The sequence below is a fragment of the Blautia sp. SC05B48 genome (assembly GCF_005848555.1).
Classification (GTDB): domain Bacteria; phylum Bacillota; class Clostridia; order Lachnospirales; family Lachnospiraceae; genus Blautia_A.
In genome coordinates, this window is record NZ_CP040518.1 from 654272 (window position 1) to 677723 (window position 23452).

Annotated in this window: 16 protein-coding genes; 3 read left to right on the forward strand and 13 right to left on the reverse strand. The window is 46.8% G+C overall.

The genetic code is table 11. The annotated features are described in order from the left end of the window. Positions 1 to 71: 71 nt before the first annotated feature. Positions 72 to 1028, reverse strand: coding sequence for a glycosyltransferase family 2 protein (locus EYS05_RS02900; protein WP_118625852.1), 957 nt, complete (start codon positions 1026 to 1028; stop codon positions 72 to 74). A gap of 4 nt (positions 1029 to 1032) precedes the next feature. Beyond that, positions 1033 to 2892 carry a glycosyltransferase family 2 protein gene (locus EYS05_RS02905; RefSeq protein WP_138276571.1) on the reverse strand — a complete coding sequence of 620 codons (1860 nt, stop codon included), beginning with the start codon at positions 2890 to 2892 and terminating at the stop codon, positions 1033 to 1035. A gap of 214 nt (positions 2893 to 3106) precedes the next feature. Here EYS05_RS02905 and EYS05_RS02910 point away from each other — a divergent pair, with 214 nt between their 5' ends. After that, a complete protein-coding gene (locus EYS05_RS02910) occupies positions 3107 to 4354 on the forward strand; it encodes a D-alanyl-D-alanine carboxypeptidase family protein (RefSeq protein ID WP_138276572.1) in 1248 nt (415 codons plus the stop codon). A 109-nt stretch (positions 4355 to 4463) separates the two neighbouring features. On the opposite strand, the gene EYS05_RS02915 is transcribed toward EYS05_RS02910, so the two are convergent. The 11 genes from EYS05_RS02915 to EYS05_RS02965 form a co-directional block, all read right to left on the reverse strand. Beyond that, positions 4464 to 5903, reverse strand: a complete 1440-nt coding sequence (locus EYS05_RS02915) for an ArnT family glycosyltransferase (RefSeq protein ID WP_243119195.1) — start codon at positions 5901 to 5903, stop codon at positions 4464 to 4466. An 11-nt stretch (positions 5904 to 5914) separates the two neighbouring features. Further along, positions 5915 to 8362: a glycosyltransferase family 2 protein gene (locus EYS05_RS02920; RefSeq protein WP_138276573.1), complete on the reverse strand. Its 2448-nt coding sequence runs from the start codon at positions 8360 to 8362 to the stop codon at positions 5915 to 5917. Continuing rightward, positions 8338 to 13977 (reverse strand): glycosyltransferase, encoded by a 5640-nt coding sequence (locus EYS05_RS02925; RefSeq protein ID WP_138276574.1) that lies wholly within the window; start codon positions 13975 to 13977, stop codon positions 8338 to 8340. Before EYS05_RS02925 ends, EYS05_RS02920 begins: the two co-directional genes overlap by 25 nt. 14 nt (positions 13978 to 13991) lie before the next feature. Then, the gene (locus EYS05_RS02930; protein WP_138276575.1) at positions 13992 to 15314 is read right to left on the reverse strand and encodes an ABC transporter ATP-binding protein; all 1323 of its coding nucleotides are present in this window, start codon (positions 15312 to 15314) and stop codon (positions 13992 to 13994) included. Between the two features lie 132 nt (positions 15315 to 15446). Continuing rightward, on the reverse strand, positions 15447 to 16253 hold the full coding sequence (locus tag EYS05_RS02935; RefSeq protein WP_138276576.1) for an ABC transporter permease: 807 nt from the start codon (positions 16251 to 16253) through the stop codon (positions 15447 to 15449). Positions 16254 to 16264: 11 nt separating this feature from the next. Beyond that, entirely contained in the window at positions 16265 to 16822 is a 558-nt protein-coding gene (rfbC, locus tag EYS05_RS02940; RefSeq protein WP_138276577.1) for a dTDP-4-dehydrorhamnose 3,5-epimerase, read from the reverse strand. 27 nt (positions 16823 to 16849) lie between these two features. After that, positions 16850 to 18166 carry a D-alanyl-D-alanine carboxypeptidase family protein gene (locus tag EYS05_RS02945; RefSeq protein ID WP_138276578.1) on the reverse strand — a complete coding sequence of 439 codons (1317 nt, stop codon included), beginning with the start codon at positions 18164 to 18166 and terminating at the stop codon, positions 16850 to 16852. 18 nt (positions 18167 to 18184) lie between these two features. Next, positions 18185 to 19315, reverse strand: a complete 1131-nt coding sequence (rffA, locus tag EYS05_RS02950; protein ID WP_138276579.1) for a dTDP-4-amino-4,6-dideoxygalactose transaminase — start codon at positions 19313 to 19315, stop codon at positions 18185 to 18187. A gap of 88 nt (positions 19316 to 19403) precedes the next feature. After that, a complete protein-coding gene (locus EYS05_RS02955) occupies positions 19404 to 20696 on the reverse strand; it encodes an ATP-grasp domain-containing protein (RefSeq protein ID WP_138276580.1) in 1293 nt (430 codons plus the stop codon). Continuing rightward, positions 20693 to 21664, reverse strand: a complete 972-nt coding sequence (locus tag EYS05_RS02960) for a hypothetical protein (RefSeq protein WP_174235825.1) — start codon at positions 21662 to 21664, stop codon at positions 20693 to 20695. The genes EYS05_RS02955 and EYS05_RS02960 overlap by 4 nt, the downstream gene beginning before the upstream one ends. Further along, positions 21664 to 22596 (reverse strand): glycosyltransferase family 2 protein, encoded by a 933-nt coding sequence (locus EYS05_RS02965; protein ID WP_118515010.1) that lies wholly within the window; start codon positions 22594 to 22596, stop codon positions 21664 to 21666. Before EYS05_RS02965 ends, EYS05_RS02960 begins: the two co-directional genes overlap by 1 nt. 168 nt (positions 22597 to 22764) lie before the next feature. Here EYS05_RS02965 and EYS05_RS02970 point away from each other — a divergent pair, with 168 nt between their 5' ends. Together EYS05_RS02970 and EYS05_RS02975 are read left to right on the forward strand one after the other, a co-directional pair. After that, the gene (locus tag EYS05_RS02970; protein ID WP_015527420.1) at positions 22765 to 23115 is read left to right on the forward strand and encodes an EamA family transporter; all 351 of its coding nucleotides are present in this window, start codon (positions 22765 to 22767) and stop codon (positions 23113 to 23115) included. Next, complete coding sequence (locus EYS05_RS02975; RefSeq protein WP_118515012.1) at positions 23108 to 23446, forward strand: EamA family transporter; 339 nt, start codon at positions 23108 to 23110, stop codon at positions 23444 to 23446. Before EYS05_RS02970 ends, EYS05_RS02975 begins: the two co-directional genes overlap by 8 nt. The last annotated feature ends 6 nt before the right edge of the window (positions 23447 to 23452 follow it).

The window sequence follows — 23452 nt, forward strand, 5'->3', positions numbered from 1 at the left end:
ATAATAGATGAAACTCAAAAGCAATAAAATCTTCCCTCCGAAATATAAAAATTCTGTGAAAATATGATGTCTTAACCGGCAAAACGCCTAAAAATGTTAATCCAGAGTTCAAACTGGAGCTGTATATAACGCGGAAGATTCCTCATGGAAAATCTGACTTTTTTGTTTTTGCGACTGATCTGAAAGCCGTTTTTGATGCCTGCAAGGTACTCACGTCCGAATCCCTTGGACGCAAAAAACAGGATCTTCGCACCGAATCCCACCAGAAAGAACGGAAGGTTCAGCACGATCTGGAGAAACGGCATATTCTTATAGATAAGATAAATATTGTTTCTGGAAGAATACCGGATCTTGAACTGATTATATCTGGAACCGCTGGTGCCGCTTCCTACATGATAAACCTTCGCTTTGGGAGCATACCAGTTCTGGTAACCGCAGATCCTGGCACGATAACCGATGTCCAGATCCTCCAGATAAGCAAAATGCTCCTCATCAAAATCTCCGATCCTGTCAATAAATTTCTTCCGGTAGATCGCAGCTCCCGCACAGGTGGAAAAAATCTTCTGCTCTCGGTCATAATGGCTGATGTCCTTGCCTTTTCCCCTGGCAAAAGCCCAGCCAAGGGCACAGTAATAATTTCCGGCATCATCCATCTTGTCCCTGTCATGAAGCTGGATCATCTTTGCCTGACAGGAAAATGCCTTCTTATGTCTGCGCAGGGCAGCAACCATCTCCTCCAGGAAATCCGGTTCCGCTTCCGTATCATTGTTCAGAAGCAGCACATATGGGGAACGTGCCGCACGGATTCCTTCATTGACGGCTCTGCTGAAGCCGTAATTTTCCGGAAGCTGTATCATGTGTACCCATGGATATTCCGCTGAAACAAATGCACAGCTGCCATCAGTGGAACCATTATCCACCAGTATAACCTCAAAATTACGGATGGTCTGTCTTTCAAGACTGGAAAGAACACCATCCAGATATGCCATTCCGTTAAAGTTTGGTATGACTACTGATACTTCCTGCATTGCTTTATCCCTTCTTCTTTCCCATTCCCGGAAGGGGCTTCAGGGAATAATTCCATTTGGTTAAAGAAAGATTTTTGTTATAGTATGGATCTCCTTTTTTCAGGATATCCAGCCAGTGACAGCGCATGTACTCGATCTCCGTCTGGAAACGACGGACCTTTTCCTCGCTGTCCTCAGTGCCTCTTGACTTGGATTCGTAATGATAGAGCTTCACATACGGATCATAGACGATAAGATGACCGTGGCTTCGCACCTTCAGGCAGAGATCCACATCATTAAACGCAACTGCAAGCTCTTCCGTAAAGCCTCCTGCCTCCAGAAAAACTTCCTTCTTCATCATCATACATGCTGCAGTCACACAGCTCATATCCTGCAAAAGAGAGGCCTTATGGAGATATCCGGTACGCTCCGCCGGCATATTCACAAACATATTCCCGGCAATTCCGCCCATTCCCACCACGCAGCCTGCATGCTGAATGGTGTTGTCCGGATAGATCAGCTTGACGCCGACTGCACCTGTTTCCTTACGCTGGCACACGCTCAGCATCTCTGACATCCAGTCCGGATCGATGACCTTAACGTCATTATTCAGAAAAAGCAGGTAATCTCCCTTGGCATGGCGCACCCCGAAATTGTTGATGGCAGAATAGTTGAAGCCTTTTTTCCAGCGGATCAGATGAACCCTGGGATCCTCCGAAAGCTTTCTGTAATACCGGAAGATCTCCTCGGAGCTACTGTTATTCTCCACAATGATGATCTCGTAATTTTTGTAGGCAGTTTTTTCAAAAATGGATTCCACGCAAGCCTGAAGCGTTTCTTTCTCCTCACGGTTCGGAATGATAACAGAAACCAGAGGTTCTCCCTGCACCGGATACTTCACACGGTAAAATCCAAAATCCGGAGTATGCTCCACGGTTCCCGGAGTTCCGGTCCGTTTGAGATTCCCCTCAATGGCACGTCTGCCGGCTTCAAAAGCATACATCTTGCTTGCCGGATTATCTGCTGTGGAGGATTTGTGTGTCCTCCAGTGATAAAGGATCTCCGGTACATGGACCACTTCCCTTGCCTGCTCCACACAGCGGAAAATGAAATCATAATCCTGGGCGCCGTCAAATTCCCGACGGAATCCGCCCACCGTCTGCACTACTGAACGTCTTACCACCAGAAAATGGCAGATATAATTATTGGATCTTAAAAGATCCGGGTTAAAGTCCGGTTTCAGATGGGGCTGAAAATGTTCAGAAAGATCTGTCGTGACCTTATCCTCATCTGTATAGATCACATCCGCCTCCGGATGCTCCTCCAACGCCGCCGCGATCTCATACAATGCATTGGGGGCCAGCAGATCATCATGATCCAGAAGTGCGATAAAATCACCCTTTGCCATGGCAAAAGCCGCGTTTGTATTTTCTGCAATGCCAAGATTTTCTTTCAGGTCCTGATAGCGGATCCTCCTGTCCATCTCTGCATAGGATTTCAGCACAGTCTGCATGTCCGGATCCTCCGGGCTTCCGTTTGCCAGACACAACTCCCAGTTCTCATATGTCTGTGCAAGGAGAGAGTCTAGCATCTGTCTTAAAAAACGCTCCGGTGTCAGATATGCAGGTACCACAATGCTGATCAGCGGCCCATCCGGAAATTTGCGTTTCCGCTGCTTCTCCAGTGTTTCCTCGTCAGGTCTGTATGCCTCATACCATGGTCCGTAGGGAACCTCTTCCGGTTCAAAACGCTCATGAAGCCGGATCCAGAACTCTTTCAGGCCATAATGCTTCAGGTATCTTAAGCCCTTCTGTACTGTATAGGGGGAAAGCTTCTTTATAAGTCTGTCCCATTGGATCTTTCCTGTAGAATCATCTTTACTCATATATTATCTCCGTATTACTCAGTTTGATGTTACTGTTCACTCCGTTCTCAGCAACACGCTTCGCGGAATATTTCCAGTGAACAGTAACAGTTTGATGAACATATTTTACCATTCCATCATTTTTTTTGCAAGGAAGAGAGGAAATGTGTTATACTAGGCTTACGTATGTATTGCTTACATAAGAATTATTTTTTATACAGGAGTACCATTTATCATGAAAAAATCAAGAATAACCACAGCGCTTCTGGCTATTGGGATCTCCGCTTCCATGGTGTTCCAGACTCCGGTTTTCGCCACAGAAGAAACCGCTGTTGCTGCATCCTCCGGTATTACCACCAATGGAATCAGCGGATGGCCTCAGGGGCCTGAGATCACTTCCGCATCTGCCGTGATCATGGAAGATACTTCCGATACGCTCCTCTATGCCAAGGATATGGACACCACGCTTTCTCCGGCAGGCGCAGTTAAGATCATGACCTGTCTTCTGGCACTGGAGAACAGCCAGCTTGACGATCAGGTTACCATGACCGAAACCGGTGTATCCGGTGTTACAGACGGAGGCGCTCATATTTCCTCACAGCTCGGAGAGGTATTTACCATGGAACAGTGCCTTTACGCTCTGATGCTGGCCTCTGCCAATGACATTGCTCTCCAGGTCGCAGAACAGATCGGCGGATCTGTGGATGCCTTTGTCCAGAAAATGAACGACCGTGCCAAAGAGCTAGGATGTACCAATACGGTATTCACCAATCCTACCGGTCTCCCGGATGACAACCAGCATACCACAGCACATGATCTGGCTCTGATCATGCAGGCGGCTATCAGTAATGACAGCTTCCGCACCATCTCCGGAGCCACCTCCTATACGATCCCGGCTACCAATGTTTCCGGCGGTACCCGTAACCTGACAAGCTCTTTTACCATGACAGATCCTGCATCCGCTTCCTATTATGAAGGATGCATCGGCGGTCGCGAAAGTACCACCACTGCTTCCGGAAGCGTTCTTGTCACAGCTGCGCAGCGAAATGGGACTACTCTGATCGCTGTAGTCATGAACGGAGCTACCGGTCAGACAGCCAACGAAGCGATCTCACTTCTGGATTATGGTTTTTCCAATTTCCAGCTTCTGGATCTCAGCGAGGATGATTTTCACATTCTGTCCGGAGGCACTGTAATGGTTCCATCCGGTGCGACCGCAGACGACCTGACTACGGAAGATACGGAATCTGACGGTCAGATCTTACGCACCTATTCCTTTGGCGGAACTCAGGTGGGAACTGCAGTAGTCGAGGATTCCTCCCAGGAAAGCTCCTCCGATGTACTGGAAAATGATGAAAACATGGATTCTGCAAAAGCTTATTCCGAATCCAGATCCCAGATCCCGTATTTTGCCATTGGCGGTGTGGGCATCCTGCTCCTTATCCTTCTGCTGTGGCGCATGATCCGGATCATCCGTTCCTGATCTTGGTTCCCAAGCGGATATACTTCAGAATTAAAAAATCCCTCCTATGTACCGGTCATACCCGGATACATAGAAGGGATTTTTTTCTGCCATCTCACCCATCGGGGTGTCAGCCATAAAACGGAACTACCAGAAAGATATAGCATAAAAACGGAGAAGCAGCCAGAAGTGCTGTCAGGACCCGGTATATCCACATTCTGATATTTTCTTTTTTTACAAAACGCTCAAGCAGACGGTTCCAGCCGGCTGTCACAAAATACATAGCCGGATACAGTGCCGGCATGATATAACGTCCCTGTGCCTGGTTGTCACTATAATATACATAATACATAAACAGACCCACAGGGATCAGGATCAGAAGGATCAGCAACAGATGAAAGATTCCTTTTCTGTCCCATTTATCGTACACTGTTATCGTTTTTATCTTCAGCTTTTCACTTCCTGCTGCTTTTCGTTCTTTTACCACAGTACGTTTCTTCGGATAAAACATTCCCAACATGGTCAAAATACCGATCCCACCCATTCCAAAGAACAGGAAATATGCCTTGCTCACACTATAAGGCATATAGATCTGCATCAGGCCAAAGGTTCCGATAAAGCTTACCAGAACTGTCAGCAGCCAGTTATGCTGCCAGCCCGGGTCCTGATACAGAAGGATATCCTTCCATGACCAGTTCAGCTTCTCCGGTGTAGGGTATCTGGACGGCCTGTAATCAACAGCCGCATATTTTTCCGCACACTGTGCACAGGCCTTTCTTCCGATAAGATCTCCGTCATAGAGAACGGCATTTCGTATAAACCACCAGCCGCATAAAGCAAGGGTTACTGCCGCGATCACGATCCCTCTCCGGAACAGAAATGCAACTCTCTGTTTTACCGGCTCTTCCCTGCACAGAAGGACTGTCAGGCAGAAAAACAGGAAACTGCATAAGATCCATCCGTAGGCATTATAGTAGGACAGTGCACAGACTGCCATTCCAACAGCCAGAAGGATTGAATTTCTGAAGCTCCAGTCTCCCGCTTCCAGATAACAGGCCCAGGAATACAGGATCATCGCCATGGATAAAAGTGCCAGGGAATCCGTATTTACATAAGTTCCCAGAAACAATGCCTGCGGCATAAAGCCTGCCAGTGCGGCAAACAGCCATCTTCCCTCTTTCGGAAAGAGCTTTCCGGATGCTTTCACCACAAAATATACCGCTCCGGTCACAAAGAGCACATCTGCCATTCTCGCCGCATGGAGCAATCCGTCTGCAGATGCATGGAACAGACCTGCGATTCCCATAAATACAGCAGATACCATGTAGGAAAGGATCGGATAATAAGCATAGGAAATCCCCCAGGTCGCATCACGGATGGTGGGTTCATCTCCAAGAGGCAGCTTTCCCGAATGTGCATGAAGATACTGCGCCACCATGTAGCGCATTTTTTCATCGGGGCCTGCCCCCAGCGGCTGCATGAACGCCCATGCGGTCAGGAGCAGAAATGCTGCCAGGACAAGAACTCCTGCCTGAACTCTCTCATCCTTCCAGATTTTTTTCTTTTCCAAAATATAACCTCCTATATCCGCTTCAGAGAGAAATCCTGGCTCTCCAGTGTAAGGTTCGGATTATAGTAAGGATCTCCGTCACGGAGGATCTCCGGCCAGTGCTTCTCAAAGGAAGCGATCTCACGGTTAAATCTTGCCACCTTTTCCGGTGTATCCTCAAGACCTCTGGATTTGGATTCATAGTGATAAAGCTCCGCATAAGGATTGTATACAACCAGATATCCGGCTTTTCCCAAACGGAGGCAGAAATCTATGTCATTAAAGGCAACCTGAAATTCCTCACTTAATCCGTGAACCTTATCAAAGGCCTCACGCTTCACCATCATGCAGGCTGCTGTTACAGCGCTGTAATCCTGGGCACAGATGATCCTGTGGCAGTATCCGGTAGCGTCTCTCTTCTGCTGCACAAAGCAGTGTCCCGCAATGCCGCCGAAACCAACGACTACTCCTGCATGCTGCACGGTGTCATCCTCATAATAGAGCCGCGCTCCTACAGCTCCCACATCCGGTCTCATACAGTATCCCAGAAGCTGCTCCAGACAGTCCGGGCTGATGATCTCCGTATCGTTGTTGAGAAGAAGCAGATAGTCACCCTTAGCATGAGCAGCTCCGAAATTATTGATGGCAGAATAGTTGAAAATACCATCCCAGTACACCACATGGGCTTTCGGATTGGATGCTTCCAGCTCTTTATAGTAAGCAAAGGTCTCATCCTCCGTACTGTTGTTCTCCACGATCACATACTCATAATTGCGGTAAGTCGCCTTTTCTTCGATGGAATCAATGCATCTCTTCAGATCATCGATGTGATCCTTGTTGGGGATAATGATGGAGATCAGCGGTTTTTCCTCCCAGAGGAATTTTGTACGGTAAAGTCCAAGATATTCACCCTTTTCGATTTCCACCGGAACTCCGATCCTGTCATAATGAGCCTTGATGGCACGTGCTCCTGCATCAAAGGCATACATTTTGCTTTCCGGATTCTCTGCTGTGGAATCCTCATGGCATCTCCAGTGATAAAGGATCCTGGGGATATGATGGATCTGCTCTCTTCCCGCAGCTTCCACACAGCGGAATACAAAATCATAATCCTGTGCACCGTCAAATTCCTTTTTCAGCATTCCGATCTGATCCACGATCTCTTTTTTTACGACAAAAAGATGGCAGATGTAGTTTACTGTACACAAAAGATCAATATTGAAGTCCGGTTTGAAATGCGGCTGGAAGAATTTGTGCCCATCCATGGACATCTTATCTTCATCGGAATACAGAACCTTAAGTTCCGGATCCTCATTCAGCGCTTTCACACACCGGAACAAGGCGTCCGGCGTCAGCTCATCATCATGATCTGCAAACACGATAAAATCTCCTGTTGCCGCTTTCATGGCCGCATTGGTATTCTCTGCGATCTGAAGTGCCTGGTCGTTGCGGATCACGCGGATCCTGTCATCACTTTTTTCCAGCCTGTTCAGATAATCGGTAAGAGGAGAATCTGCTCCGCTTCCGTCAGAAAGACAGAGCTCCCAGTTCCCGTAGGTCTGGGCTTCTATGGAATCCACTAACTGCTGGAGGTATTTCTCCGGTGTTTTGTAAAGCGGGATCACGATACTGAATTTTGGATTCCTGGAAAATTTCGTTTTTCTTTCTTCTGCAAGCTCTGCCTTGTCCGGCAGATGCTTCACGATCCATTTGGAATAATCCACCGGACGGTTTTTACGGTCCAGCACCTTTCCGAATACCTTTCCGGTAAGGGCTGCTGCTCCGTGAAGCTTCATGTAACGGCTTCCCTTACGGAAATATACCGCAGCTTTCTCCGCAAGGCGCTTCTGTGGCTGCAGATGTACCAGACGAAGTGTCCGCACATTGCCTGCCTCAAATACAATGTAGAAGTCCTTCACACTGTCATAATGGAATTCAAAGAAAAAACCGCTCTTCTCATCGATCTCTGTTTCCTGGTACTGATTCTGTACATCCACACGTTTCAGTCTGGTGATCTCGCAGGGGATTTCATTCCGGCTGCGATCCTCCAGGCGTATGGTCAGGGGGCTGTTAAAGGCTGCCCACCCACGGACACGGCAGATTTTTTCCCCAGCTTCCACCTCGATGCTCTCGATAAAGTACTGCGGTTTTCCCTGTTTCCTGTAAAGCTGTGCTGCCGAAACAGAAAACCACCGGATACGTTTTTCACCCTTTACCGCATAAACAACAAGCTTCTTTTTGCCCTCCAGATCCGGCAGGCAGATTTCCATCTGCACACGTTCTCCGTTTACCAGATCCAGATCCTTAAAGCGCTCCAGGGCGCTGACACGCTCCTGGGCACTGATGGCTGCCGGAAGCTTTTCCCCGTCAAGAACGGCTTCCGGCTTATGATTCTTCGGCCAGATCCCCTGAAGGTGATACAGAGAACTGTCCTTCAGGTCAAACCTGTCCTTTTCTACTTCGTATAGCTCTCGCTGCATAACAATTCCTCCATTGCATCCTTTCCGGTATTTACTGTAAGGTAATGTTCCATAACCTTCTGATGTGCGGCCTCACCCATAGCTTTTCTGGCCTTCTCATCGGTTACCAGAGCTTCCAGGGCATTGACCCACTCTTCTTTTGTGGTGCACATCCAGCCATCTTTTCCGTTTTCGACCACGTATTCCATCTCACAGTTACGGCTCATGACACTTGGAACCTTTACAAGGGCAGCCTCTGTCCACTTATTCTCGGATTTACACCAATGGAACAGGCTGTTCTCCAGCGGCATCAGATTGATATCAAGTCCTGCGATCACGGCAGGCAGCTGTCTCCAGTCCATAAACGGAAGCTTCTCGATGCGGTTCTGCACCGGCTCCATTCCGGATTCATCCAGCACCCCCACCAGCTTCAGGTAAACCTTCGGGTGGCGCTCCATCACCTCCAGAAGTGCTGCCTCCACCTGGGCAAAATCCTGATCATGGGTTTTGGAACCACTTAAATATCCGATATAGATCCGGTCTTTAGCCTTGTCTGTCTGCTCCACAGCCTCGTGAGACAGGATTTCCATCTCCATACTCATACAGTTACGGTTGATCACCACCGGTTTTCCCGGGAATTCTGCCCGGATCTCTCCTGCCAGCGTCTCCGTGGATGTAAAATATCCGTCGCAGAATCCCATACATCCGCGGATACGGTCTGTAGTTGTGCAGAAGTCACTGTACTCGCTTCCCTTCAGGAAATGCAGTCCGGAAATTTTTTCGTAATCAAATACCAGGTCATCCACATCATAGTAAACAGGGATTCCGGCTGATTTCGCCCGGTTGGCAAGCATTTCTGCTTCCATCAGCTTGCTGCAGCGGTACATCACGATCGCTGTATATTCCTCGATCTTTTCCTGCTCTGCCTGATCCATCTGGATAAACTTCGATGCATAGCCTTTAAGGATCAGCTGCTCCCGGAAATGCTCCACACGGTATCTGGAAGCAAAGGAAATCTCCTCTCCTACAAAAAGAAGCCTGCGTTTTTCCACAGGGAGTTCACTTCCGCCGAGAGTTTTCCACAGAGAAATCATCTCTTCCACAATATTCTCCGGCTGCTCATCTTTCAGAACAAGGCCCTTGGCATAGCGTTTCACACGTTCTACAGGTGCACCTACCGGAAGTACAGCTACCGGAAATCCCATGGAAATGATTTCCGAGGTTGTGTAGGAGAAGGTCTCCGGCCATACGGACGGGATCAGGAACATATCAATATCCTGCTCCAGGGTAAGTCTCGGGATCTCCTCTCTTGTATATCTTCCTGTCTGGGAAAATACCGGACTTTCGATCTCTTCGTCGGAAGTACCGATCAGTCTCAGACGGATATTCAGTTCATTCTCTTCGATATATCCCGCAAGTGCCTTCACAACTTCCAGGCCTTTTTTGTAGCAGAGTACGCCGATAAGACCAATGTTAAAGGTCTCTGTGGTCTTTTTATTTTTTTTCACTGCCGGAAGGTAATGAGGTGCATGAGGGATCACATGGAGATTGTATACATCCGGATAAGCACGCTTGAACAGCCTTGCCGTATCATCGGAAAATGCACGGATCTCATCACAGTTTGACAGAAATTCCCGGAATTTTGTACGCCAGAGAGTTCCGGTTCCGTATTCTGTGCAGGCATTGCTGCGGTTATCCGGAATACATTTATCACAGACCTCACAGGATGGAACACCACAGTATTTTCCTTCTGCATCGATCAGATTCACTGCCGGACAAAGGGCAAAGAAATCATGAAGAAGCATAAGGAGCTTCGCCCCCTGCTCTCTCTTAAGACGCAGGATACGTTCCAGGGTTCCGTAAAGATTCTGATAGGTCACAAGCTCGTTGATCCAGATCTCATCCACACGCATCAGCTCACCAAGGGCAGTTTCCAGATCATTTGCAAAAAATTCCATCTCATACTGCTTATACTGATACGTAAAGTAAAAACGATTGCTTACGATATTATAGCGAATGGTCACAAAACGGTATCCTTCCCGCAGAGCCAGACGTCTTTTCTCCACAAGATAAGCCGTGGCACCACCGCCGAGATCATGGTCAAAGGCCACAATAGTAGGCACATCCAGCTTCCTGTTGAGAAGCTTCATTTCCACGTAAAGTCTTACCGGCCGAAGCGGGTCTCTTCTGCAGTAATCCGCAGTATCCTTGTTGTAATCCGGATGCTTGCGGAGCAGCGCCTCACTGTGCTCTTTCAGGAGTCTCTGCTTTTCCTCAGACGGGAAACTTCCACCATGCTTGTGATATACAAACAGGTTATCCACATGCACGTTCTCATAGCCTGCAGCTATGGCACGCTGGCACCAGTCATTCTCCTCACCGTAGCCTTTTCCGAAATTCTCCTCATCCAGAAGGCCAACCTCCTGGATTGCTTTCAGGTTCATACCCATGCAGAAGCCCACACCGGTAGGCATGGCCGGATACTGCGGACGGATCATGCGGAATTCATCATCGATCTCCCACAGCGGCATTCCCTCAAACAGTTTGTTATCCCGGCAGAAATCCGGGAAGCTGCAGATGGTTCCGCAGGTGGTAAATGGTGTGGTGGTTGCAATATTTTCCTTTGCAAAGATCGGAAGCATCAGGCGCTCCAGCCACTCTTCCGGAACCTCCACATCTGTATTTACAAGGGCAACATGATTTTCCGCCATCTTTAATCCACGGTTTACAGACGGAAGGAAGCCCATATTGGTCTCATTATTCAGAAGTACCACATTGTCATGCTCTGCGGCATATTTTTCCAGATAGTTTCCTACTTCAGGATCCGGGCTCTTGTCATTTACGAGGATCAGACGATATGGAACCTTTGTCTTTTCAATTCCGGAAAACAGGGCATCAAAATACTCCAGTCCGTTGTAAACTGGCACGATCACATCTACCTTCTGCTGATAGACTGCCTGTGGATATGCCTTTCTCGTGCTGCGTACATGACGCTGTTTGAAATGGCGGAGATTTCCGATACTCTTCGGATCTTCGATCGCGTATACCAGAAGCTCTTTCTGATCCCTGGTTCCCGGGATCTTTCCGATAAGGAATCTTCCGGTATCCGCTGCGGTTCCGTATTCCAGGAAAACAGAAGTCTCTGCCGGCGCAAGAACCGTTGCCAGGAAAGAAAATCCGGCACTTTCCGCATCCGGGTTTCCAATGGCATTAGCCACATCCGTACGGTAGATCGTAGTACAGGAAGCCTCCTGAAGCTTCTGTGTTCCCTGATAAAATGCGATCCTTGGCTGTCCCATAGACGCAAACGTCGGATCAAAGGCCCAGCCAATGGCATTTAAGGTGCCATTCTCATAATGGAAGAAATCAACACTGCCCATACAGGTAGGAGTTGTCTCCACTCCCATCACTGCTGCCGGCTCTGTATGATAACGAAGAACTTTTTTGACCAGTTTCTTTACCTGCGCTTTTTTGCCTGGATGACGAAGGGCCTCTTCCTGCGCACGGGCTGCTTCCTCTGCAGCCTGCTTTGCGGCACGTTCAGCCTCTTTTCTGACACGCTCCTGTTCTCTTCGTACTTCACGCTCTTTTTCAAAGGCCAGAAGTTTTTCCACATCCGGAAGCTCAAGGCAGTCAAGTTTTCCCTCTATTACGATCCTGTCCACATTTTCCGGGTGTGTAACATCGATAAGATAAAAGCCCTCGGTGGTAAAAAACACAGTGGTACTGTTATCCACTTTCATATGGATACCCTGAGGCTCAAGCTCCGCACTGCATCCGCAGTCCAGACGCTCTATCTTCACTTTCAGGAAATGACCGTTTGCAGGATTCCAGCGGAGATTTCGTATTCCTTTGATACCAGAAAGCGCAAACTCTACCCGGAAACGGTTTCCGGAAAGTTTTCCCTCTGCATAAAGTGTATGCTCTTCACAGAATCCCTCACCAAAGTCATAGTACATCTTGCTGTGCATCTGGTTCTTTTCTCTTTCTCTGTTCACCAGCTCTGTTACGGAAACCGGCACTTTTTTCTGTTCAAACGGGATCAGAGAACCACAGCCCACATACTCATAGACGAAATGCATAGTCCAATTCATAAATATCTCATAGTCTGTATAGCTGATGTCAAACTCCGCCATCATCTCATCCTCATGACATAACCGTGGCAGCTCAGGAATATGTGTATACAGTTCATGGATCAGGCGCCACATGATAAAATTCACAGGCACAGGGAAATCAAACATCCACTCATAATCTATGATCTGATTTTCCTTTTCTCCCATAAAGATGTTGCTGCAGATCAGGTCCACATTGGCCGGGCAGACACATTCGTAATCATTTCTTCCAGGATGATCACCAAATACCTCGCGGAACTCTCCTGTCCTGTAATCCACAGCCTGACGAGCCCCAAAAAATTCCTGATAGAATTTTTTAAGAAGTGCCTTGATCTCTTCAATATCTTCTTTATGGGCAAGCTCTGCTATTTCCTGGTGAAGAGTTTTTCCGGTAAGAAGTGGATAAGAGATCTTTCCGTTTGCTGCCCTGCAGGGAAGATTCTTGTATTTATCGGATCCGGTACTCTCTGTTCCGGTTTTTTCCAGTTTTTCCACAAATTTCTCAGCCTGGGGCGCCATAGCCTCTTTTTCCGCACGGATCTCTCCGTTCTCCCGGACGATCCTGGTCAGAAGACGGAACTTTTCTTTTCGCTCCTGGTTCAGCTTCACATAAAGGATTTCCTCCGGGTTCCGGTTTTCGGTACGTCCTGCTTCCACAAGAAAAGAATTCACAAAGCTGTCCAGGATCTTCTCTTTTTCGAAGGCCTTTACGCCTTCACTTTCTGCAAAAAGATCTGCTGTTTTGTCTGTGTATACAGGATAGCTTCTTCCGTAGGAATTGGTATAAAGGCTCTCATCTGTAAAAATCTCTGTCGGAAATTTATAATCCGGATACGGGTAGTAAAAGCGCAGAAAAGGAAAGCCGCTGTTTTCCAGCAGCTCTCCCAGTTCATTCTTGGAAAAGGTGCGCACAGACTGATTTCCCGGATATCCGTTGATCCCGAAAAAATGAAGATCTGTGTGATCCTCCGGTGCTCCGGCAAAGTACTTCAGTCCCAGTCTGTTCTCAATGGCAATCAGAAGTCTTCCCTCAGGCTTCAGATAAGCACCCATCCGCTGAAGAAATGTCTCGTAGGGAGTTTTTCCCTCGGTAAAGCTCATGGCATACTCCAGCACACCGTTTACTACCACATAGTCGAATTTTTCCGAAAAAATCATGTCATTCAGATTTCCAACCATGATCGTCAGATTTTCCTTATCCCTGTTTCTCGCATAATTGATATCTGCCCGACGTTTGGAAAGCTCCACGGAAGTCACATGACCGGCCTTGCGGCAAAGCATTCCGGTAATGGCTCCGCATCCGGCTCCGATCTCAAGAACGGAATCCGACTTTTTCAGAGGATACCAGTTTAAAATATTCTCCCGCACCCCTGAAAAATGGTAGATCATTGGAAAACTCACCTCTTCCTCCGGCAGGTCTTCAAAAGATTTGCCTTCCTGCGCCATTTTCAGAAGTGTTTCCTCGATATCCCCATCGGAATAATGATCCTTCGCCGTATAATAATCTAAATTCAACTCTGCCATAGTCGTTCCTCCACTTATTTCACAGATACTTTGGAAAACAGATCGAAATATCCCACTGCTTTCTTATCTGTGATCACGGTCAGGTTACACACATCGTAAAGACGATGAAATACGGTAAAATCACCATCTTTATATCCGGTGCAGCCCAGACACAGCATATATTCTCCTGCCTCCAGAGGCATCACCTGTTTGAAGGTGATCTCACGGACATCGCCTGCTTTTTGCGGTTTCAGAGGCGTATGTTCATACATGGTATTGGTTCCTGTGATCTCGGTGCCTTTCAGATCTTTCAGGGTAAATGCAAAGATCGGATCGCTGACATCTGCCTGGAACTTCACTTTCATCTGAACGGAAAATTTCTTGCCTTTTTCGATCACATTGGTGATCATACCTGTATCATCCCGGATTGCAAAATCCACGATCTCGCCAAGCTTGCTGCCGTATTCCAGAACCTCGGGATTCAGGTTCAGGCTGTCCTTCATAGCTTTTCCGCTTCCGGTATGTGCTTTCAGTGAAACGTCTGCTCCGGCTTCCTGGTTCTCCGGTGCCTGTTCCTCTTCTTCATCGTCTGTGTTTTCTTCCAGATCTGCATCGTCATACTGATTGACCAGTACACGACGGTAAAGATTGACCATCTCCTTGGCACCACCCTCTGCAAGCTTCTCACCTTTGTTTAGAAGCACAACACGGTCACAGTATTTTCCGATACTGCTCAGGTCATGGCTTACAAACAGAATGGTCTTCCCCATTTCCTTAAACTCTTCGAACTTCCGGTAACATTTTGCCTGGAAAAATACATCTCCCACGGAAAGAGCCTCATCAACGATCAGGATCTCCGGATTGATATTGATAGCTACCGCAAAAGCCAGACGCACGAACATACCACTGGAGTATGTTTTTACCGGCTGATAGATAAAATCACCGATATCTGCAAAATCAAGAATGGACTGCAGCTTGGCATCGATCTCTTCTCTGGAAAAACCGATCATGCTTCCGTTGAGATATACATTTTCAAGTCCGGAATATTCTCCGTTAAATCCAGCCCCCAGCTCCAGAAGAGCTGAGATTCTTCCGTTTACGGCTATTTCCCCGGCTGTGGGCGAAAGTACGCCGGTGATGATCTTCAGGATCGTGGATTTTCCGGAACCATTTGTTCCGATAATTCCCACTGTTTCTCCCTTATGCACCTGAAAGGATACATGGTTGAGCGCATAATGCTCTTTATATTTCTTTTTTCTGGATAATCCCAGGGACTCCTTAAGACGATCCATAGGATTATCGTAAAGCTTGTACATCTTACTGACATCATTTACTGAAATCGCAATATCTTCTGCCATTTTCAACCTCACTTTTGTGTAAATCGTTCACTCTCACAATCTGCCACCGTTCTGCTTTTTATCCGTACAGAGCAAATCCCCCATGGGAACTGTACGCTCCGGATCAGACTTATATCCGCCATCCGCATTCAATTAAAGCACATCTGCAAAATGCGGCTTCAGACGTTTGAATATCACAGATCCCAGTCCGAAAAGCAGGATCGTAACTACCCAGAAATAGATCGTCCATGAAGCATGGTTCCAGATCCCGACATGACCAAGCATGGAATCACGGTAGCCCGTAACTACATAGTACATCGGATTCAGCTTAAACAGCTTGATCAGCCATGGATGTGAAGAAAGCATGTCGATATCCCACATGATCGGTGTAAGCCATACACCCACCTGAAGAAAAATACCGATGATCTGGGCCAGATCACGGAAAAAAATGACGATCGCACTTGTAGCATACACAAGTCCCAGTACAAAAAGGAAAGTGCAGACAGAGTAATAAATGATCTGCAGTGTATAAAGGCTTGGTGTATATCCGTAGCATGCACATAAGATCAGTGCAAAGGCCAAAAAGAAAATATGCACGAAAAGTGCGGAAATTATTTTTACGATGGGAAGGATGCTGATCTTGAATACAACCTTCTTCACAAGATAATTGTATTCGATCAGGGCATTGGTTCCACCGTTTAATGCATCCTGGAAGAAAAACCACGGTACGATACCGGATACCAGATAGAGTACAAAAGGATAATCCGATACCGTTCCGGCCTTCAGTCCTACGGAAAATACAAACCAGTAGACCAGGATCGTTACGATAGGCTGGATAAATGCCCAGACAATACCAAGATAAGATCCTGCATATTTTGTTTTGAAATCATTTTTTGCAAGGCTTAGAACCAGCTTTCGATTCTGGTACAGCTCCGCCGGTAAAGCTAATATTTTCTTCATTCTACAATTCCTTATCGATTCTTATATTCCTTGAAGCTTCCCCACTTCTGATCTTTGTCGGAGAAAATAAGTTCCATGCCTTCCGGGATCGGCCACTCAACGTTAATGTCCTTGTCATTCCAGATCAGTCCGCCCTCATCGTTTGGATGATAGAAATCAGAGCACTTGTAAGTGAACTCTGCATTCTCGGAAAGTACCAGGAAACCATGAGCAAATCCCTTCGGAATAAAGAACTGTTTCTTGTTTTCTGCGGAAAGGACTACACCATACCATTTTCCAAAGGTCTTGGAACCTTCACGAAGGTCAACCGCAACATCAAACACTTCTCCGTTTACCACACGTACCAGCTTATCCTGAGGATAGCTGATCTGGAAATGAAGTCCGCGGAGAACACCGTAACGGGAGCTGGACTGATTGTCCTGAACGAATTCCACATCAATGCCTGCTTCCTTGAAATCGTTATAATTGTATGTTTCCATGAAATATCCTCTGGAATCACCAAATACAGTTGGCTCGATCACTTTCAGTCCTTCAATATCTCCGCACTGTGTTACTTTTATTTTTCCCATTTTTTCTTTCTCCTTTTCTGTTTTGATTTATTTGTGATGTTTCTTTTCTTTTATTCTGAGAGCCGCAAGAAGGGCGATCAGGATCAGGATCATCGCTGCCATGATCATAAGAAGGATCTTACGCAGGGCAGGAATGCTCTTTTTTTCGCTGGAGTCCTCTCCGGCTGTACTCTTCTCTGTTGTTTTGCTGTTATCTTCCTCTGCTGATTCTGTGGAAGCTTCCGCTTCGGAACTGTCCGCTTCCTGGCTGTCCTCTGCCGCAGCGGTCGGTTCCGGTACCGGTGTATCAGTTGCCTGTGCAACACTTGCGGTACCGATCAGATAATCTCCGAAATAGTAACCGGTTTCTGTTTTCCCATTGGTATTCTCTGACTTCTCGGTAAGGGAATTCAGCTCCACCCCTTTTGGAAGGAATACATAGCCGCCATTTACTTCTGTTTTTGTGAAATTCTCAAATGCGTAATTGAACATAGCTGTACTGTCCATACAGGAATTGGAAAGCTCTGTTCCACGCATGGTCACTGCAATATATGTGGTATTATCTCTGGTCACTCCTGTGACAAGTGTATGCCCTGCCGCAACGGTAGTTCCGGTTTTTCCGCCAATGCAGCCTTCATAGTAAAATCCGCTTTCCGGTGCAAACATAGGATGATGGGTATGCAGGATTCTCTGCTGGCTGTTCATATTTGTAGGCTGGATGATATAGTCCGGTGTGCCCACAACCGTACGGAATGTTTCATTTTTCAGGCCTTCTCGGAAGATCAGCGCCATATCCCGTGCTGAAGAATAATGATTATCATCCGGAAGTCCGCTGGAATTTGCAAAATGTGTATTGGTACATCCGATCTCACTGGCGCGCTGGTTCATCATATCGATAAATGTCTGCTCTGTCCCGCCGATATGCTCTGCGATCTGTGCCGCAACGTCATTGGCAGACTGGATGATCAGAGCATGAAGACAATCCTCCATAGTCAGGACTTCGCCCACCTTTGTGCCGATATTACTGGAATCTGCCGTAACATTACGCACCCCGGTCTCTGTAAAGGTCACCTTCTCATCCATGGTGGAGTTCTCCACTGCCACCAGCAAGGTCATGATCTTGGTAATGCTGGCCGGATATCTCTGTTCATCTCCGCCCTTGTTATAAAGAACAACTCCTGTGTCTGCATCCATCAGGATACCGGTATCTGAGGTAATATCCGGTCCTGCCGGCCATCCCTGGATCTGGTTGGTGCTGATGTCATATTTCGCATTCAGATCCACTGCAGCCATGGTCTGTAACGGCAGCATCAGTGCCACACTGACTGCTGCGAAAACTGCCAGTAATTTTTTTATTTTTTTCATAGTTCTCCCCTTCTTCTTTCAAAACCCATCAAAGGAAGCAATCGCATCCACAACTCTCTTCGCATCCTCCATATCCAGATTATAGAACATGGGCAGTCGCATAAGACGCTCGCTTTCTTTTGTAGTATAAACATCTTCTCCGGAAAATCTTCCGAATTTTTTTCCTGCCGGTGCGGAATGAAGGGGTACATAATGGAACACACTGCAGATATCCTTTTCGCGGAGATATTTCAGAAGCCTTGTGCGTACCTGGATATCATGTACCTTAATGTAGTACATATGTGCATTATGTGTGCATTCTTCCGGTACATAAGGCTGCTGGATCTTTCCTTCCTCCGCCAGAAACCTGAGGTTCTCATTGTAAAAATCATAGATCTGCATCCGCTTATCGCTGATCTTCTTATGCTGCTCCAGCTGGGCATAAAGATATGCCGCATTCAATTCGCTCGGAAGATAGGATGATCCATAATCCATCCAGCGGTATTTATCTACCTGACCACGGAAAAACTTACTGCGGTCCGTTCCTTTTTCTCTCAGGATCTCTGCCTTCTCCAGGTATTGCTCCCCGTTGAACAGGATCGCACCGCCCTCTCCCATGGTATAGTTCTTAGTCTCATGGAAGCTGTAGCAGCCAAAATCTCCAATGGTACCAAGGGCTTTTCCCTTATAGTAGGCATCCACACCCTGGGCCGCGTCTTCCACTACCTTCAGATCATGCCTTCTGGCAATCTCCATGATCGTGTCCATCTCGCAGGCTACTCCTGCATAATGGACCGGAACGATCGCACGGGTCTTATCTGTGATCGCCTGTTCGATCAGCTTCTCGTCAATATTCATGGTATCCGGTCTGATATCCACAAATACGATCCTTGCACCGCGCAGCACAAATGCATCTGCCGTTGATACAAAAGTATAAGACGGCATGATCACCTCATCGCCAGGCTGGATATCTGCCAGAAAAGCAGCCATCTCCAGTGCATGGGTACAGGAGGTTGTCAGCATCACATGGCCCACATGAAAGCGCTCTTCCATCCATGCAGAACATTTCTTCGTGTAGATCCCGTCGCCGCAGAGCATTCCTCGTTCTACTGCGTCACGGATGTACTCAAATTCCTTACCTGTAAACGCAGGTCTGTTAAAATCAATCATGTATTTCCTCTTTATTTCTCATTCTTCATGGTTTTTCTACATTAACTGTACATTCCATTTTCTCACACTCATGTTGTAAATTCAATGCCTATTTTTCTGCCGGTGCATAATCCGGGATCTGATTATGGTATGCCACCTCCTGGCCGTTGGGGTCCAGAATATGCATTTTCTCATAAAATTCCTCTGTGAGAAGATCCATTTCCTTACGATTCTCTGTTTTTACATAATATAATGCCAGATACGGATTAGGACCATGCTCAATGACCTTCTCTCCTTCCTGATAAAAGATCCAGGGCTTTTCCACCTGTTCTTTCTCTCCCAACCGAACTGCCGCAGACTGATCTCCGATGGTAAGAAGTCTTCCCTGAAAATAAATGACAGCTCCACAACACTGTGGTTTATGAACATCGTGTTCTGCAAGCATTTTTTCCAGTTTATCCGGATCATAGAGAGATGCAAGAAGAAGCTCTTCCATATTAAATCCATAGACCATATCGGTCAATTCATGCTCATATCCGAAAAATCGTGCGGCGATCTCGCAGACCTGGATACCTTCTCCCGGATTCCAGAAAAACTGCATGGAAAGGGCTCCGTCTTTCTGGCCGGTTCTGTCCGCATATGTCTGAAGAAGTTCTGTGGCAGGCTTTTCAACTTTTGACAATAATCTGGAAGGATACACATTTCTTGTGCTGATGGGGATCTCACCTTTGGCAACAAATGTCTTTTCACGGTCTGCAATACTGATCACATGGACTTTTCCATGCCGCACCCAGGTCATCATATTGAATTCATAGCCATCGTTATATTCTTCCACCAAAATCTCCGGCATATCAGAAAATCCTGCTGTTTTTTCTGCCCCGTTTATCAGCTCCTCCAGATCTTCGGATATATAGATCCCGCGGGAGCCGTATTTATCCAGTGGCTTGCTGACCACCGGATAACGAAGTCCCTCAAGCAGCTCTTTCAGCTGAGTTCTTTTGGACCTGTCTTTAAAATATGCGATCGGGATTTTTCGAAAGCCCGGAGTGGGAAGTCCCAGTTCAGTAAGCAGTGCTCTGGTCGCTGATTTATCACGATACCAGGGAAGCTGCTCCGGTTTCAGATAACAGGGGATTCCTGCCCGGTCCGCGATCTTTACCATACATTCCAGAAGAAGGTCGGAAAAGGATGTGATGATACCATCAATCTCTTTTTCTCGGCAGAGACAGGCGATCTGTTCCGTATCTGTTACCGGGATCTGAAATGCCTCATCTGCAAATTCTCTTGCCGGACCATCCGGATATCCGTCGCAGACAATGGTGTAGTATCCTTTTTCGCGGGCCTTCTGCACCAGCTGCACAAATTCTCCCAGTGTTCCCAATATCAGCAATCTGTGTTTCATGATTCCGTTTCCTCCCATTCTCTTATGGAATCCGCGATATACTGCATTTCTTCTGCCCCGTATCTCTGATCACAGGGAAGCGGCAGCACATTGGCAGCCCAGTCATATTCCATGGTATCCCTGTCAAATTCTTCCAGGATATTGCGCCAGTTTGTTGGCACAAAAATCTTACGGCCTGCCAGCCAGTGGCGAAGCTCCAATCCGTTCTTATGATAATACGGATAGGCAAACGGTCCCTCCGGCATCTTCCCTGTAAAAGCATTCCTTGAAGGAAGAAGCTTCGCCAGCAGACGGTAGTTCTTTTCTCTTCTTGTTTTGATACCGGAATAATCCATAGTCCTGAGGAGGTTTCCGGTCAGACGGGACATTCGGCGGATCTCCATCTCATGATAATTTGCTGCATTATCCAGCATTTTCTGATAGAAGGTTCCGGCATCATATTCATAACGTCCCAGAATATGCTCCATTCTTCCCATGGAATGGTCCAGAGGCTTCTTTTCCGGTTCCAGCTCCGCATCGGTAGACAGATATGCTCCGTCACTGACTCCGAGAAATTTTCTGCAGGAATACAGAGTGTCCACGCCAGGCAGCGGTTTCTGAAAAAACGCATGCGTATGATCCACAATGATATTTCCATAGATTTTTTTATATTTCCGAATCTTATCATCGGTAAGCTGGCCATAATAGTTTACCAGATACAGATATTCTCCTTCCGAAAGTGTTCTCTCCTCAAAGACCGGATGCAGACCTTCATCCATATGATAAAATTCGATTTCTGCCCCGGATCTCTCACAGGCACCGGTTACGGAATCGCAGAGAAAAAATGGCAGGTAGATCTTTCTGCACTTACGTGCTTCCATCAGCCACAGAAGCGCTGTTCTTCCGAGATTCACGCCGCAGAGATCAGGATAATATTCCTGTCCCGCCGGTTCTTCCAGTTCCAGATAGCCGCCGATCTCTTTTTTCATCAGTCTGTCTCCTCCTGACGGATCACATAGTGCGGCATCTTTTTGGCCTCATTGAGAATATTCATGAGATAAATACCGATGATCCCGATTGAAAGCAATGTCAGTCCGAAAAATGCCAGCATCACAAGCATCAGGGATGTCCAGCCTTCCACTGAGATCCCACACAGAAAATATCTCACCAGATAATAGATCCCCAATAAAAAGCTTACCAGAAAACTGGCAATGCCGATGTTTCGCACCATAAGCAGCGGAAATGCCGTATGGGCAGTAATATCATAGATGAGATCCTTCACAAGGCGGCGAAAAGAATATCCGCTCTTTCCATATGCACGTGCTGCATGCTGCACCGGAACATTGATGATACGGTTGGAGCTTAAAACCAGAAGATTTCCGATCTGCGGAAGATATGTATTGGTTTTCAGCATGGCTTCCACCAGAAACCGACGTATCAGTCGATAACTGGTGATCTGAAGGTTCGGATCCTTGCCGAGCATTTTGGAAGTTGCCCATACAGACAGCTTTGTGCCCAGCTTCCGGATCAGATTATGCTTACGTCCTTCATAACTTGCGATGATCACATCCACATCGTCACGTTCCTTCATTACATTGATCATTTTGGGGAGCTCCTCGGGCTGATGCTGAAGGTCATCATCCATAGTTACTATGAACTCTCCCTTTGTGTGGGCAAATCCGCACAGAAGCGCAGGATGCTGTCCGAAATTCCTTGCCATCTGGATGATCTTGACACGGGAATCTTTTTCCCGGAGTTCTTGCATAACCGCAAAAGACCGGTCTTTGGACCCGTCATCTACAAGGATCAGTTCAAATTCTTCTTTTATCGTTTCCCGGAATACTTTTTCCAGACGAGTGTACAGTTCCTGCAGCGTATGTTCTGAATTGTATACAGGAACAACCACTGAATATAAACACATATCGTTTTTCCTCTCTTTTGTATCAATTGACACTTATCGTTTAATCTTATCATTTTCATTTCCTGTTGTAAACCGTTACATTGTTCAAACATTTTCTTGCATAAACCTGCCAGATGATATATATTGATTATCAGTCTATGATAATCACATTTATGATATGGAGGAAACATGACAAAAATCAAAGATTATATTCAGCTTCATCTGAATATCCTGCTGTTTTCTCTTACCAGCGTTTTTTCCAAGCTTGCATCGGTTTATTATAATAAAGAAGGACTTCATAGTCCTCTTCTCTATGTATTTCTTTTTCTTATGATCGCAAACTGTGGGATCTACGCCATTGCATGGCAGCAGGTGATCAAAAAATTTTCTCTTTCCACGGCCTACGCCAACAAAAGTGTCTATCTTCTGTGGTCCCAGGTATGGGCTGTGATCATTTTTCACGAAAATCTTTCGCTTCAGAACATCATCGGCATCCTGATCGTTCTGATCGGAGTCTGGATGGTGCAGAGATATGAATAGAACATTTATGCTGATCATGCTGGCCGGAACCTTTTTTTCGGCAATTTCCCAGGTACTTCTGAAGCAGAGTGCCAATATGGAATACAAAAATCCCCTCCGGGAATATCTGAACTGGCGGGTGATCCTGGCCTATGGTATCTTTTTCGGAGTGCTGCTCCTGAATACCTGGTGCTACACCAAAGTGGATATGAAATTCGGGCCGGTGATCGATACTGCCGCCTATGTTTTTGTCCTGCTGTTTTCCTGGCGGATCCTGAAAGAAAAAATTTCCCGCGGAAAGATCATCGGAAATCTGATCATCATCCTGGGAATCCTTATTTATACCTTATGATCATAA

Bases quoted from the DNA above. Each gene is read 5' to 3' on its own strand.
- EYS05_RS02970 (WP_015527420.1), top strand. From the start codon at position 22,765: ATGACAAAAATCAAAGATTATATTCAGCTTCATCTGAATATCCTGCTG.
- EYS05_RS02900 (WP_118625852.1), bottom strand. From the start codon at position 1,028: ATGCAGGAAGTATCAGTAGTCATACCAAACTTTAACGGAATGGCATAT.
- EYS05_RS02910 (WP_138276572.1), top strand. From the start codon at position 3,107: ATGAAAAAATCAAGAATAACCACAGCGCTTCTGGCTATTGGGATCTCC.
- rfbC (WP_138276577.1), bottom strand. From the start codon at position 16,822: ATGGGAAAAATAAAAGTAACACAGTGCGGAGATATTGAAGGACTGAAA.
- EYS05_RS02905 (WP_138276571.1), bottom strand. From the start codon at position 2,892: ATGAGTAAAGATGATTCTACAGGAAAGATCCAATGGGACAGACTTATA.
- EYS05_RS02930 (WP_138276575.1), bottom strand. From the start codon at position 15,314: ATGGCAGAAGATATTGCGATTTCAGTAAATGATGTCAGTAAGATGTAC.
- EYS05_RS02920 (WP_138276573.1), bottom strand. From the start codon at position 8,362: ATGCAGCGAGAGCTATACGAAGTAGAAAAGGACAGGTTTGACCTGAAG.
- EYS05_RS02945 (WP_138276578.1), bottom strand. From the start codon at position 18,166: ATGAAAAAAATAAAAAAATTACTGGCAGTTTTCGCAGCAGTCAGTGTG.
- rffA (WP_138276579.1), bottom strand. From the start codon at position 19,315: ATGATTGATTTTAACAGACCTGCGTTTACAGGTAAGGAATTTGAGTAC.
- EYS05_RS02965 (WP_118515010.1), bottom strand. From the start codon at position 22,596: ATGTGTTTATATTCAGTGGTTGTTCCTGTATACAATTCAGAACATACG.
- EYS05_RS02925 (WP_138276574.1), bottom strand. From the start codon at position 13,977: ATGGCAGAGTTGAATTTAGATTATTATACGGCGAAGGATCATTATTCC.
- EYS05_RS02975 (WP_118515012.1), top strand. From the start codon at position 23,108: ATGAATAGAACATTTATGCTGATCATGCTGGCCGGAACCTTTTTTTCG.
- EYS05_RS02960 (WP_174235825.1), bottom strand. From the start codon at position 21,664: ATGAAAAAAGAGATCGGCGGCTATCTGGAACTGGAAGAACCGGCGGGA.
- EYS05_RS02955 (WP_138276580.1), bottom strand. From the start codon at position 20,696: ATGAAACACAGATTGCTGATATTGGGAACACTGGGAGAATTTGTGCAG.
- EYS05_RS02935 (WP_138276576.1), bottom strand. From the start codon at position 16,253: ATGAAGAAAATATTAGCTTTACCGGCGGAGCTGTACCAGAATCGAAAG.